The sequence below is a fragment of the Shewanella sp. c952 genome, from assembly GCF_019654975.1.
In the GTDB taxonomy this organism is placed as follows: Bacteria; Pseudomonadota; Gammaproteobacteria; order Enterobacterales; family Shewanellaceae; genus Shewanella.
In genome coordinates this window covers 1-13,753 of sequence record NZ_BPEW01000017.1, presented here as the reverse complement: position 1 = coordinate 13,753, position 13,753 = coordinate 1, and the positions used below count along the sequence as shown (strand labels likewise).

Genomic DNA, 13,753 nt, shown 5'->3' with positions numbered 1-13,753 from the left:
TCACAAAAAAAGTAGACCAACCGCGGCAAATGTTAAAAAATCGTGTCCTTTATAAAGTCAAAATGAGATTTTGAAGTAACTTACTCTAAATTAGGGCCAATTAGTCTGCTTCAGCAGAGTATTAAGCTGTTGACCATTAGGAGTTATACCCTTGTAAATTATAGTGTTAATTGATTTCATATTCTTCTTTAGCATTTTTATGCCGAAACAATATCCATACCGGATAACGATTTTTCAATGTTCAACAGAGCTCATTACCGCAATTAAAAAACGAGCTCCTATATGCCCCTAGAGTTAGTTTGCGTATATAATGTCGAGCACTGCATGTTTAGCAAAATAAATTCAACAGAGAGGCCGTGTGTCAGACACCTATATTCCGTTAGCACAATACAAACGTAAGTGGATTTTCAATCATAAAGACTTACCTGTTACCGATGAAGATAAAGCGCTGATTAAGCCACTTTCTCAAAAAGCGTCTATGGAAGTTTGGAATAAATGGATCAGCAATAAAAGCAGCTATGCAGAGCAATTTGGTAAGGGCGACTGGGCCGCTAAAGACAGTGCTTGGAGCGATACTGAACATTGGCAAAGTGCCTGGGACAGTGAAGAAGCCGCCATTCCTGAGCCAATAGCGCTGCACATTGACTGGCAAGATACTGCTAAAGTTTACTTTTGTTATGAGAAATACCAAGTCATTGAAACACGTTGGGATGTGTTTGTAAGGAACTGGAAGTGCTTCCTGTTTTTTGATGATGGTCCACTGCTTATTTCACCTAAACAAAAACAAGCAATCATGTTTTTACAAAGCGGCCAGTACAAGCTGGGATCACGCGGCTAACGTACATCGACTTGAGGTTATTATGAAATTTGTTTCTAGATTAGCGCTTACTACTGCGTTGCTGCTTCCCCTTAGCTTGCAAGCGAAAGAAGTATCAGGGGTTCAACTTGAGGACTCTGTGACGCTGAATGAACAAACACTGGTACTCAATGGCGCAGGCGTTCGCAGTAAGTTTTTTATCGATCTCTATGTCGGTAGTCTTTACGTACCTAACACCATAGATACCACCGCCGCAGTTTTGTCGGCTGAGAATGCAGCCGTTAGGTTGAACATTACTTCAGGTATGATCACCGCAGAGAAAATGGCTGATGCGATTAATGAAGGTTTTGATGATGCGACTGATGGCAATACAGCGCCAATCCAAAATCAAATAGATCAGTTTATGGGATTATTCAGTGACGAGATTATTGAGGGCGATCAGTTCACCCTGCTAGCAAGTAAGGCGCTTGGTGTTACCGCATTTAAAAATGGTACCGCTCAGGCAACCATTACTAGCGAGCCGTTTCGCCAAGCGTTGTTAAACATATGGTTAGGTGATGCACCCGCCCAAAAAAGCTTAAAGAAAGCGATGTTGGGCAAGTAATACCTTTTAAGCAAAATTGGCTTAGAATTTGTAAGTGAGATCCAAGGCCAATGCGCCTTGGCTTTCAATCTCTTCTTTACTGTTTTGCGGATTCAATTCAAGTTCACCATTAAAGAAGTAACCAGCGTAACCGTTAACACTAAATGATGAGTTCACCTTCCAACCGACTCGTGCAAAACTAACCCATTCATCGATCTCCGCCGTCTCTTCATCATCAGCAATCAAGAAGCGGTTAGTTCTTTTAGATGTTCCCACCCCAAAATCCCAGTCAGGATTCATTGCATAACTGAGTTCAAGACCAGCAGGGCCGCTAAATCCAGCTGAGAATGGATTGCCTAGCTTAAGCTTGTCGGTTATTTGCCAGTTAACGGCAATAAACGGCACCGTTCTAACCTCATCAATATCATTAAGGTAGCCCACACCAAAACCAATCATATTGCCGGAGCCAAAACGGTACATTGCTGATAGAAATGCACCATAACTCTGCGCATTACTCAGTGAAGCGTTGTCTGATGCAGCGTATTGGATCTTAGGGGCTAATATGAACATCCAATGGTCATCTGGGCGGTAAGACAAAGAGACACTTGCGCGGTAACGTTCAATCTTGTCCCAAGTCTGTCGACCGGCAATACTGGTCGATGTCCAATCATAATCGAGGTTGTCGTAACCGAGCTTGGCGCCAATCATCCACTGCTTATTGAGCGGCATGCCAGTCTTTAAATCAAACATCCACTGATCGCGTTGTAATTCATTACCTTGCTCGCCAACCTCTGCGGTTCCAGTGGCAATTCTCGATACACTAACGCTTAACGGTGAATATTGTTTGCTGGGTTTGGCAAAAGCATATGACGACAGCGCCATAGTGGAGACAACCATTGAGGTCATTAATATCGGTTTTATTTGCATGCTAACTCCATTAGCGGAAAAGGAGACAATCTTTAATTGTTATTCTGACTCTAACTTACGTTTGTTAATGAAAATAGGATCACTTTGTAACAGAAAGAAAAATTAACACTTAATTTACCTTATAAGCACTTAAAAACATTTCAACGCTACCACTTAGATACGCCTCTCTATCAGCCAATAGTTCAGTGATATCTAAACCCAGTTCCAGTTTCATTCTCATCTCACCAAACATCAATAAGCAAAAACGAACAGCACAATGATGCGGGTTATCAAACTGGAAAATTCCTAGTTCGGCCACCTTAATAAAATAGTCACTTAACAAGTCCAGTATGTTTTCAGGACCTGCACTATAAAATAACCGGGAGATCTCAGGGTGGGTATCGGCTTGTGATACACAGGCTTTAAATACGGTAATCGCTTCGGGACTGGTGATCACCTCACCGAAGTGTTTAGCAAACAAGGCTAAGGTGGTTTCCGGTGTCGATGGATCTGCCAACATCTCATCGTTAACCCCATGCATGATGCATTTAGATTCAATCGAAGCCACAAACAGATCATCTTTACAGCCAAAGTGGGAGTACACCGTTTGCTTAGATACCCCAGCAAGCTTTGCGACTTCATCCATACTGGTATTAGGAAAGCCTTGTTCACAAAAGAGTTCTTTAGCAGCAAGTAGAATTTGCTCTCTTTTTTGCTCACTACGGCTCATCACTGGAGTATTCATTGGCATTTACGCTCTTTTTAGGCTGCTGAAAAATATCAGTTAAGCTATTTAATCACAAAATGGACTGGACAGTCTAGTTCTTACAAAATAGACTAGACAGTCTAGTTTAACGTTTCCTTTACGCTGTGTTAACCATTTACTTAACTCAAACGGATTTTATAAAATGGATATTATGAGAGTTTTGACTCGTCGTAGGCTTATTACCGGCTTAGTTGCAGTTAGCTTATTAACTGCATGCCAAGATGCCCCCGTTGCAACTTTAGATGCCCCGAGTTATCAATCCGTAAGTAGCAGTGAATTAGTGGCAGAATCTTCTTACCCTTACTCGCAAGAATTTTCAGGCACCATTCGCGCAGGAAATACCACTGGCGTAGGTTTTGAATTAGCAGGGAAAATTAATGCACTTTTGGTCGACAGTGGAGACAGTGTCGCCAAAGGACAATTATTAGCTCAACTAGACACCCGATTATTGCAAGCAGAGAAGAATGAACTCAACGCCAGTCTTGCACAAAATAAGGCGGATCTAGACTTAGCGACAGCAACCTTAAACAGAAGCTTAAAATTAAAGAAACAGGGCTACGCTTCAGAGCAACAACTAGATGAACAAAAGGGTCAGCTCAATAGCTTATTAGCAGCAAAAAGTCGCCTCGCCGCTTCATTCCAAGCCAATCAACTCAAAATACAAAAATCAGATCTGTTAGCTCCTTTTAGTGGCAGTATCAGTAAACGCCGCCATAACCTTGGCGAAGTGATTAGTATCGGCAGCCCTGTATTTACCTTAATTGAGCACAACAATGTACAAGCCTATATTGGTGTCCCTGTGGCGGTATCAAATAGTTTAAGCAGTGGCCAAACCGTTGATTTGCGCGTTAGAGATAAGTTTTATCAAGCCATTATTGCCGGTATAGGCGCTGAGCTAGACCCGGTAACCCGCACCGTAGAGCTTCGAGTGACACTGCCTGCTAATGCAGACGTCATCAATGGTGAACTGAGTTACCTTGCATACCAACACGCGATACAAGCAGACGGTTACTGGGTGCCTATCTCGGCATTAACTGATGGCGTTCGCGGCTTATGGAACATCTATGTTATTAGCCAAGATGATGAGCAACGCGACAGAATTGAGCGCAGAGATGTAGAGATCATCTATACCGCAAAAGACAAAGCCTTTATAAATGGTGCCATTAGCGCTAACGAATCCTATGTTGACCAAGGTTTGCATAAGTTGGTCGCGGGTCAAATCGTCACTCGCCAAACTAGCTTAGCAACGAGGTAGTCGAAATGGTTAAGGCATTAGTAGAAAATGGCCGCTTAATTAGCTTAGTCATCGCACTGTTATTAGTTGCAGGTTTAGGCGCAATATCAAGCCTCCCCCGTATGGAAGATCCGGATATTACCAACCGCTTTGCCTCTGTTATCACTCACTACCCTGGTGCATCTGCTGAACGCGTTGAAGCACTGGTCACCGAAGTACTCGAAAGTGAACTACGCCGTTTAGAAGAGCTAAAGCTGGTGCAGTCCACGTCTCGACCTGGGATCTCAGTGATCCAACTTGAGCTTAAAGATAATGTGTTAGAAACTGCGCCAGTTTGGTCACGTGCAAGAGATATGATCTCTGATGCAAAAGGTCTACTGCCAACCTCAGCGCAGAATGCCATTCTCGATGATAAAGTTGGCTACGCCAATACCGCTATTCTAGGCATTGCTTGGCGTGGAGAAGGCGCCGTACGCACCGACATGTTAAACCGCTATGCCAAAGAACTTCAAAGCCGACTACGGCTGTTAAATGGCACCAATTTTGTCAAACTTTACGGCCAACCCACTGAGGAAATTTTAGTTCAGCTTGATGGCCATAAGGTTAATCAACTGCAATTGACGCCCAAGGGAATCGCTCAAATATTACAGAACGCTGACGCGAAAGTGGCCGCTGGCGAAATCAACAACAATAATTTTCGAGCGCTAGTAGAAGTCTCTGGCGAACTCGACTCCATGGCACGTGTTAGAGAAGTACCTTTAAAAGTCACCAACAGCGGCCAAATCATTCGTTTAGGCGATATCGCAGCCATTAGCAGACAACCGAAAATGCCAGCCACCAGTATTGCATTGGTTGAGCAACAACAAGGGGTGATGGTTGCAGCCCGTATGCTTAACAATACCCGCGTCGATCTTTGGCTTGAAAAAGTGCGTCTTGTTGTCGATGAGATGCAAGCTGGGATCCCCGCCAATATTGAAATAGAGTGGTTATTTGATCAAGAGCATTACACCACAGACAGACTGAGCGGATTAGTCGGTAGCCTGCTACTGGGCTTTGTGATAATTCTTGCGGTACTGATGTTAACCCTTGGCCTCAGAAATGCCGTTATTGTCTCGCTATCACTGCCACTCACAGCGCTATTCACCCTCGCCTGCATGAAGTATATCGGCTTACCTATTCATCAAATGTCAGTCACAGGTTTGGTCGTAGCGCTTGGGATCATGGTTGATAACGCTATTGTTATTGTTGATGCCATTTCTCAGCGACGCCAGCAAGGGCAAGACAGAATTCGCGCCGTAAAAGAGACGCTACAGCATTTGTGGTTGCCACTGGCAGGCTCCACTATTACCACCATGCTAGCTTTCGCGCCGATAGTATTGATGCCTGGCGCTGCCGGCGAGTTTGTTGGTGGTATTGCCATCTCAGTCATGTTCGCCCTACTCGGCTCATTTATTATCTCGCACACCATCATTGCAGGACTGGCGGGTCGCTTTGGTGTTGATGGCAAAGGTACGCGCTGGTACCACCACGGTATAAAGCTGCCACTAATGAGCAATGCCTTTAGGCGCAGTTTATCTTTTGCACTGTCTCGCCCGCTACTATCAGCCGTTGTCATCGGTATTCTCCCCGTTATGGGCTTTATTGCCGCGGGCAAGATGACCGAGCAATTCTTTCCGCCTTCAGATCGCGATATGTTTCAAATAGAAGTTTATTTAGCGCCCCATGTCAGTGTCGACAATACTCGTATTCAAGTAGAGTTGATGGATAAGGCCCTAAGAGAAACTGACGGCATCACCCGAATAGATTGGGTGATTGGCGGTAACGCTCCCTCTTTTTACTACAATCTACTGCAGCGTCAACAAGGGGCGAGTCATTATGCCCAAGCAATGGTAAAGGTCAGTGACTTTGATACCGCAAACAAACTTATTCCACAGCTACAAAAATCGCTCGATATTGATTTTCCACAAGCTCAGGTCATTGTCAGAAAGCTTGAACAAGGACCGCCGTTTAATGCTCCGGTAGAGCTGCGAATTTTTGGCCCGAACCTCGACCAACTAAAATTACTCGGTGAGCAAGTAAGGAAAGTTCTCAGTGACACTACTGACGTTATCCACACTCGCGCGACTTTAAGTGCTGGTGCGCCTAAGGTTTGGTTACAGGTCAATGAAGATGCCAGCCTGATGAGCGGCTTGTCATTAACGGATATTGCCAAGCAAGTTGAAATGGCCACCACCGGGATTTACGGCGGCAGTATATTAGAGCAAACAGAATCTCTACCTATAAGAGTACGGTTACACGACAGTACTCGCGAAGAGCAAACAAAACTATCTGGATTAATGTTGGTGTCGGGCAATGGCAATGGTATTCCGTTGTCGGCGATATCAAGCAACAAAATTGAGGTGAGCCGCGGCGCGATTCCGCGTAGAGACGGACAAAGAGTCAACACGATTGAGGCATACATCACCAGCGGTGTCTTGCCGCAAGAAGTACTCGATCGCGCTAAAGATAAGCTAGACGCTATTGCCTTACCTGGAGGCTATCGTATTGAGGTCGGCGGCGAAAGCGCAAAACGTAATGAAGCAGTCGGCAATTTGATGTCCAACCTAGTGTTAGTGGTTACCCTGCTCTTTGCCACTGTGGTGTTGTCATTCAACTCATTCAGACTAACCGGCATTATACTGTTTAGCGCGATGCAATCTGCGGGGCTTGGATTACTTGCCGTTTATACTTTTGGTTACCCGTTCGGTTTTACCGTGATAATTGGTCTGCTGGGTTTGATGGGACTTGCGATTAATGCAGCGATTGTTATTTTAGCTGAGTTGGAAGAGGTGGCCGCCGCTAGAAAAGGCGATACAGATGTAATTGTTGATCTTGTCGCCAGCTGTGGTCGTCATATCGGTTCGACCACCATTACCACTATTGGTGGGTTTCTGCCATTGATTATCGCCGGCGGTGGGTTTTGGCCCCCCTTCGCAATCGCTATTGCAGGTGGAACACTGCTAACAACACTTCTATCGTTAGTTTGGGTGCCAACTATGTATCACTTAATCATGCGACCTAAAAAAAGCATTATTAATAAACCGATTCCAAACGTGGACACCATTTCTGCAAGTTAGATTTTTATTTCATTGCCACTCTGTAATAAAAAAGACAAAAATACAAAGCCCTCTCAGCAGAGGGCTTTATTACATTACGCTTATATAAACTTGAAAATTAGATACTTACCGCACACTCATTAGATTAAAAACTTATTATTAGCATTTTTAGCTAAATTCGATAACTAATAGACCTATATCAAATTTATTGTTTGAAAATTCGATTAAATTAACCGCTACTTTCTAACTATAACTAGAAGCCGTTATGAATTATAAAAACTGGCCAGTAGCCAAACAGATCGGATTGGTCGCATTTATTCTCACTATTATCGTTTTTGGCATTTTAGGCAGCATCTCCTATATGTCTGCTTCAAATGTGCTAACAGAAAAAGCCGAAACGGCGCTGCAAGCACAAATGCATGGCACCGCTGACCTTATCGAACTGCAATACGACAGCTTATTAGCGCTTGCTCATCGTAATGCCGATGTTTTTAGAGCCATGTATCCAGGTAATTTTCATAAGCCTGATAGAACGGTTCGAGTCATGGGAAAAGCCACCCCCGCACTGGTTCATGAACGTGAACAGATCAACTCCTCTAAGAGTAAAGTCGATCGTTATTCAAAACTAACAGGCGGTAACGCAACGGTATTTGTAAGGGATGGCGAAGATTTTATGCGTATCGCTACCTCCTTGAAAAAGGCTGATGGCAAGCGAGCGCTCGGGACTCATCTAGGTAAAAGCCATCCGGGTTACGCTACATTGCTTAAAGGGCAAGTCTATGAGGGATACGCTCGTCTCTTTGGTAAAGACTACATGACCGTATACCGTCCAATAAAAAGCGCTTCTGGCGTAGTTATTGGTATTCTCTATATCGGTTTTGATATCAGTGCTTCGCTAGAGCAACTTCGTAAAGCCACTAACAGCTTACGTTTAGAAGAATCAGGTAGCTTCCTTATCATTCGTAAGTCAGACAATACTATTGTGGCTCACCCAGGTGATGAGGTCGGCGCTGAAGTCGGTAATCAGGTGCTAAACGGTATCACCATTGAGCAAGCATTAATGGACAGAGGCTCATTTGAGTACCGCAATAATAATGGCTCAATGTCATACGCTTACACCATTAATATACCAGGCTGGAACTGGGCATTAGTGGGTCAAGTGCCTATGAAAGAACTTAATGAAGAGAGTGGTCAGCTACTGTCTATAAACTTTACCGTCAGTGTTATTGGGTTACTGGTGATTACTCTATTGCTGTCATTAATCTTACTTAGAACACTAAAACCTCTTAGAGTGTTGGAAGTACAGCTAGACAACTTGGGTAAAGGCGATCTTTCGCAGTCTTTTGCTAAAACAGATACTAACTCAAAAAATGAGGTTGACCAGATCACCCAAAGTGCCTCGCGCATGGCGACAAACTTAAGCGAGTTAATTATTTCGCTGCAGCAATCAGTAACCTCTTTGCAAGCGCACGCTATGCAAACTCAAGAAACAGCCAGATTAAATGGCGAAGAGTCTCAAGCATTAATGGCGCAAACGGACCAAATAGCCACCGCAATCGAAGAGATGTCAGCATCGGTTCGTGATGTCGCTAATCATGCAAGTGAAGGCGCAAGCATGAGCCAGCAAGTTGATATCGCGAGCCAAGACGGTAAGCAACACTTAGAGCAGCTCTTACATGGTTTAGAAGCACTGAGCCAGCAGCTAGCAACCAGCCATACGAGTGTCGAACTTGTTAGTAAAGAAAGCATCGCCATTAGCCAGGTCACTGAAGTCATTAATAGCATCGCAGAACAAACTAACTTACTGGCACTCAATGCCGCCATTGAAGCTGCAAGAGCTGGAGAACAAGGTCGAGGCTTTGCTGTTGTTGCTGATGAAGTGCGTACGTTAGCTCAACGTACGCAAACGTCGACCTCTGAGATCTCGCAAACTATTGGTCAGTTGCAAACTCAAGTAAAAGCCACTGCGACGCAAATGAACCAAAGCAATGAGCTTGGTGATCGCTCAGCAATACAGGGCAAGGAAGCTACAGAGCTATTAATCACTATTACCGAAAGTATTGGTGAACTTGCAACAGCTTCAAGCAGTATTGCCAGCGCAACTGAACAACAAAGTGCAGTGGCTGAAGAGATCACTCGAAATCTGCACCAAATAACGGAGCTTGCTAGAGATGGTGAGCAGCGCTCAGGTGACACGGTTAATTCAGCGGAAGATCTCGCGGTAATTGCCGATGATATTAAACAAAAAATCAGCGTATTTAAGGCTTAGCGTATTGCTACCAGCCCTATAATCACCCTATAGTCAGGGGCTTATAAATATAGCGTTCCGCCTAAAGGCAACAGCATTATTACTGTTGCCTTTTCTTTTGAACAACAGTTGATGGCCATCAGTAATCACTCGGCAGCTTCTATCTGAAAAGCATTCACTTCAGAAAAATAACTAAAAATGCTAGTGTAAGAATACGCTTATAGCTGATTGTCACCATTAAAAAAACAATATTAACAAGATGATAGATTAACAAGGAGTGTTAATGCCAGATTTGCATTTTAAAGATATATTAATAACTACCTTCTGCTGGGGCACCAGCTTTATCCTTGCAAGCGCAGCAAGTTATAACTACCTCAGCTCCGATCTGAAATTCGATAGTCTGTTGATCCATATAGGTGCTTCAGTCACGCTATTTTGTGCCGGCTTATTGCCAAAGATGTTCTTTATCCCCTTAAAACAGACGCTAAGCTGTACCATGAAACCACTGTTATTCTCACCTAAAAGCCATCTGTACTTAACTTATCTAGGCATCTTCATCACAGCGATCGGGATTGTTTTGCAGACCTTACGTTTTAGCAATTTCTAACTTCATAGATAAATATCTAAAGGGTCGATTAATCTCAGAGTGAAGCCATAACAAACAAAAAGCCCCGCGATTGCGGGGCTTTTACTGTGCGTCATTGAGTTAGATATTAATCTTCAGTCTCAGTTTCACGGTCCATATTTTCAGTATTTTCTAACCAAAGAGCATTAATAATACCGAAAGAACAGGCTAACAATACGCCTAAAATCCAAGCAAAATACCACATAATTTAGGCTCCTATTAGTAAAGTGAGGTCTTGTTCTTTTCAATGAACTGACGCGATAAGCGGCCAAACATCTTCAAGTAAGTATACACTGTATAGCTCAATACAATCGGTACAAAGATGATTGCAGCCCATGTCATTACCGTTAGTGATACTTCACTCGCCGTTGCATCCCACATAGTCAAACTCACGTTTGGCTCTAGTGACGACGGCATAACGAATGGGAACATCGCTGCGCCACACGTTAAGATAACAGCGGCAATACCTATTGAGCTAAAGAAGAACGCAAAACCTGAACGATTCATGCGGCTTGATAGCAAAACCAAAATAGGCATCAGTAGACCCAATACAGGGAACAGCATAGTCACAGGGTACTTATCGTAGTTAACTAACCATGCACCCGCTTCTACTGCAACAGTCTTCAAGGTTGGATCTGATAAGCCAGCCGTGTCGATTGCAGAGGTAATCACATAGCCATCAATTCCGTTGATTAACCATACGCCAGCAGCGCCAAAGAACACAAACAATAGCACAGACAGTAACTGCGACATCTTGGCAGCACGTTCGCGTAGCTCGCCTTCTGTCTTCATCTGTAACCAAGTAGAACCTTGCAACATAAACATGCTTACACACACTAAGCCAGCAAGTATCCCAAATGGATTCAGTAGACCGAAGAAGCCACCGTGGTAGGTTGCACGAAGGTATTCGTCAAAGTTAAACGGCACCCCTTGCAATAAATTACCAAATGCCACACCGATAATCAGTGGCGGTACAAAACCACCAACAAATAACGCCCAGTCCCAAGACTTACGCCATCTTGGATCTTCAATCTTAGAACGGTAGTCAAAGCCTACAGGTCTTAGGAACAACGCAAATAATACCAACATCATTGCGACGTAAAAACCCGAGAAAGACACACCGTAGACCATAGGCCAAGCAGCAAACAGCGCGCCACCAGCGGTGATCAACCAAACTTGGTTACCATCCCAGTGAGGCGCGATAGAGTTAATCATAATACGTCTGTCAGTATCGTCTTTACCAATAATTGGCAGCAACGCACCCACACCCATATCAAAACCGTCGGTGACAGCAAAACCGATGAACAGCACGCCAATCAGTGCCCACCAGATGAATCTTAACATTTCATAATCAAACATAATCAGATCTCCAGTTTAGGCATCAAGCTTTTCAAAGTGATAACGACCCGTCTTCAAACAACTAGGTCCTTTTCGAGCAAACTTAATCATTAGATAGAGCTCAATCACAAGCAAGATTGAATAGAATACGGTAATCGAAATGATACTGAACAATAGATCATTAACCGACAAACTAGAAGCTGACATAAAGGTCGGTAATACTTCAGAAATCGTCCACGGTTGACGGCCATACTCAGCAACGAACCAACCACATTCAATGGCGATCCATGGCAGAGGTAGACTGTAAAGCGCCGCTTTTAGTACCCATTTTTTCTCTTCGATTTGATGACGTGTGCTTTGCCAGAATGCTGCTGCAAACACTAACAACATGATCATCCCTGCGCCAACCATGACACGGAAAGACCAGAACATAGGCGCTACGTTTGGAATAGAGTCATCAGCTGCCGCTTTAATCTGTTCATCCGTTGCATCAACCACTTTATCGGTATAACGCTTCAACAATAGACCATAGCCAAGATCCACTTTTGACTCTTCAAATGCAGCTCTAATCTCAGGTGTTTCATTGCCAGCACGAAGCTGTTCAAGCAGGCCGTATGCCACCATACCGTTGCGAATACGCACTTCGTGATCAGCAATCAGATCTTTAATCCCGATAACTTCTTCATCCAGTGAACGCGTAGCGATAATACCCATCGCGTACGGGATTTTGATTGCATAATCGGTGTGCTGTGTTTCTTGATTAGGGAAACCTACCGCAGTAAATGCAGCTGGTGCTGGCTCAGTGTGCCATTCAGCTTCAATTGCAGCCAACTTAACACGTTGTACTTCACCGACTTTATAGCCTGATTCATCACCCAGTACGATAACTGAAAGGATAGAAGCCATACCGAAGCTTGCTGCAATAGCAAATGAGCGACGGGCAAACGGCAAGTCACGCTTCTTCAAGATGTAGTAAGCACTAATCGACAACACGAACATTGCGCCAGCAACATAACCAGAGGCAACAGTGTGAACAAACTTCACCTGCGCTACAGGGTTAAATATTACTTCAGCAAAACTGGTCATCTCCATACGCATGGTTTCATAGTTAAATACTGACCCAACTGGGTTTTGCATCCAACCGTTAGCAACCAAGATCCACAATGCTGACATGTTTGAGCCTAAAGCGACTAACCAAGTTACAGCAAGATGTTGGCGTTTGCTAAAGCGATCCCAACCAAAGAAGAACATACCGACTAGCGTCGATTCGAGGAAGAAAGCCATCAAGCCTTCAATCGCAAGTGGTGCACCAAAAATGTCCCCGACGTAATGCGAATAGTATGACCAGTTCGTACCGAACTGGAACTCCATCGCCAAACCGGTTGCTACGCCAAGTGCAAAGTTGATACCGAATAATTTACCCCAGAACTTGGTCATATCTTTATAGATTTGCTTATTGGTCATCACATAAAGTGATTCCATAATGGCTAGCAAAAATGCTAACCCCAAGGTCAAGGGAACAAATAGGAAGTGATACATGGCTGTCATCGCAAACTGAAAGCGCGACAGCTCAACAACCTCTTCTAAAATCATTTGTGACTCCTTAGGTGGTGCGTCCAATTATTATTGTTAGATCCCCATCAACAATCATAACTGCCTATATAGGAATATTAATGCAGACACTTAGGCACTCTTCTTCAAAAAAGGCCTACTTGGCTACGTTTCGTTGTTTAATTCATAATTTGTGTAATTTAAAGCCAAAAATACTGACAAGCTGCAGCGTAACATCTCAATAAAAGCAATTATTGTGACCACCATCCCATTCGAGCAGGTATTTTGATAACAAATAAGTAATATCAGTTACTTGCAATACATAACGGGGGCTTCCAGTAGTGAATTTATACCATTCAAAATTGATTCAAATCAATCAATGCATTTGCTTTGCATGGGTTTTGAGGGGGAGCACACAAATCCACCCACCCCACCATTGACAGCACAACAAACCCATGGTAGGAAAAAGGCCGAGAGCTCGAAGACACTTATTTTTAGACGTTTACAGTAAATATTATCACCAAAACTATATTTAACAATTTATTATCAAATTAAGGGTCAGTTTAATTAACCCTAAATACTACAGTTAT

At 43.6% G+C, this 13,753-nt stretch carries 11 protein-coding genes; 6 read left to right on the top strand and 5 right to left on the bottom strand.

Annotated elements, in window-relative coordinates; translation table 11 throughout:
* The first annotated feature begins 358 nt into the window (after positions 1 to 358).
* Together K5R16_RS12465 and K5R16_RS12460 are read left to right on the top strand one after the other, a co-directional pair.
* Complete coding sequence (locus tag K5R16_RS12465) at positions 359 to 838, top strand: DUF2947 domain-containing protein (protein ID WP_220737891.1); 480 nt, start codon at positions 359 to 361, stop codon at positions 836 to 838.
* 22 nt (positions 839 to 860) lie between these two features.
* On the top strand, positions 861 to 1,421 hold the full coding sequence (locus tag K5R16_RS12460; protein WP_220737890.1) for a chalcone isomerase family protein: 561 nt from the start codon (positions 861 to 863) through the stop codon (positions 1,419 to 1,421).
* Positions 1,422 to 1,442: 21 nt separating this feature from the next.
* Here the strand turns inward: K5R16_RS12460 and K5R16_RS12455 are convergent, their stop codons facing one another.
* Both K5R16_RS12455 and K5R16_RS12450 read right to left on the bottom strand, forming a co-directional pair.
* A complete protein-coding gene (locus tag K5R16_RS12455; protein ID WP_220737889.1) occupies positions 1,443 to 2,327 on the bottom strand; it encodes an autotransporter outer membrane beta-barrel domain-containing protein in 885 nt (294 codons plus the stop codon).
* A gap of 109 nt (positions 2,328 to 2,436) precedes the next feature.
* Positions 2,437 to 3,051: a TetR/AcrR family transcriptional regulator gene (locus K5R16_RS12450; protein WP_374758398.1), complete on the bottom strand. Its 615-nt coding sequence runs from the start codon at positions 3,049 to 3,051 to the stop codon at positions 2,437 to 2,439.
* Positions 3,052 to 3,214: 163 nt separating this feature from the next.
* Between K5R16_RS12450 and K5R16_RS12445 the strand changes: the two genes are divergently transcribed.
* The 4 genes from K5R16_RS12445 to K5R16_RS12430 all read left to right on the top strand — a co-directional run bounded on the left by K5R16_RS12445 (position 3,215) and on the right by K5R16_RS12430 (position 10,256).
* Positions 3,215 to 4,327 (top strand): efflux RND transporter periplasmic adaptor subunit, encoded by a 1,113-nt coding sequence (locus tag K5R16_RS12445; RefSeq protein ID WP_220737887.1) that lies wholly within the window; start codon positions 3,215 to 3,217, stop codon positions 4,325 to 4,327.
* Between the two features lie 5 nt (positions 4,328 to 4,332).
* Positions 4,333 to 7,422 carry an efflux RND transporter permease subunit gene (locus tag K5R16_RS12440; RefSeq protein WP_220737886.1) on the top strand — a complete coding sequence of 1,030 codons (3,090 nt, stop codon included), beginning with the start codon at positions 4,333 to 4,335 and terminating at the stop codon, positions 7,420 to 7,422.
* A 244-nt stretch (positions 7,423 to 7,666) separates the two neighbouring features.
* The gene (locus K5R16_RS12435) at positions 7,667 to 9,670 is read left to right on the top strand and encodes a methyl-accepting chemotaxis protein (protein WP_220737885.1); all 2,004 of its coding nucleotides are present in this window, start codon (positions 7,667 to 7,669) and stop codon (positions 9,668 to 9,670) included.
* Positions 9,671 to 9,932: 262 nt separating this feature from the next.
* Positions 9,933 to 10,256, top strand: coding sequence for a hypothetical protein (locus K5R16_RS12430; RefSeq protein ID WP_220737884.1), 324 nt, complete (start codon positions 9,933 to 9,935; stop codon positions 10,254 to 10,256).
* Between the two features lie 106 nt (positions 10,257 to 10,362).
* Here K5R16_RS12430 and cydX read toward each other — a convergent pair whose 3' ends face one another.
* From cydX to K5R16_RS12415, 3 genes are read right to left on the bottom strand one after another with little or no spacing between them, the layout of a single operon-like run.
* Positions 10,363 to 10,479 carry a cytochrome bd-I oxidase subunit CydX gene (gene cydX, locus K5R16_RS12425; RefSeq protein ID WP_220737883.1) on the bottom strand — a complete coding sequence of 39 codons (117 nt, stop codon included), beginning with the start codon at positions 10,477 to 10,479 and terminating at the stop codon, positions 10,363 to 10,365.
* A gap of 14 nt (positions 10,480 to 10,493) precedes the next feature.
* Entirely contained in the window at positions 10,494 to 11,633 is a 1,140-nt protein-coding gene (gene cydB / locus K5R16_RS12420; protein ID WP_220737882.1) for a cytochrome d ubiquinol oxidase subunit II, read from the bottom strand.
* 15 nt (positions 11,634 to 11,648) lie between these two features.
* Entirely contained in the window at positions 11,649 to 13,205 is a 1,557-nt protein-coding gene (locus K5R16_RS12415) for a cytochrome ubiquinol oxidase subunit I (RefSeq protein ID WP_220737881.1), read from the bottom strand.
* Positions 13,206 to 13,753: the final 548 nt, after the last annotated feature.

Excerpts from the sequence above, each read along its gene's own strand:
- K5R16_RS12455 (WP_220737889.1), bottom strand. The coding sequence starts at position 2,327 with ATGCAAATAAAACCGATATTAATGACCTCAATGGTTGTCTCCACTATG.
- K5R16_RS12415 (WP_220737881.1), bottom strand. The coding sequence starts at position 13,205 with ATGATTTTAGAAGAGGTTGTTGAGCTGTCGCGCTTTCAGTTTGCGATG.
- K5R16_RS12440 (WP_220737886.1), top strand. The coding sequence starts at position 4,333 with ATGGTTAAGGCATTAGTAGAAAATGGCCGCTTAATTAGCTTAGTCATC.
- K5R16_RS12435 (WP_220737885.1), top strand. The coding sequence starts at position 7,667 with ATGAATTATAAAAACTGGCCAGTAGCCAAACAGATCGGATTGGTCGCA.
- K5R16_RS12445 (WP_220737887.1), top strand. The coding sequence starts at position 3,215 with ATGGATATTATGAGAGTTTTGACTCGTCGTAGGCTTATTACCGGCTTA.
- cydX (WP_220737883.1), bottom strand. The coding sequence starts at position 10,479 with ATGTGGTATTTTGCTTGGATTTTAGGCGTATTGTTAGCCTGTTCTTTC.
- K5R16_RS12460 (WP_220737890.1), top strand. The coding sequence starts at position 861 with ATGAAATTTGTTTCTAGATTAGCGCTTACTACTGCGTTGCTGCTTCCC.
- K5R16_RS12430 (WP_220737884.1), top strand. The coding sequence starts at position 9,933 with ATGCCAGATTTGCATTTTAAAGATATATTAATAACTACCTTCTGCTGG.
- cydB (WP_220737882.1), bottom strand. The coding sequence starts at position 11,633 with ATGTTTGATTATGAAATGTTAAGATTCATCTGGTGGGCACTGATTGGC.
- K5R16_RS12450 (WP_374758398.1), bottom strand. The coding sequence starts at position 3,051 with ATGAATACTCCAGTGATGAGCCGTAGTGAGCAAAAAAGAGAGCAAATT.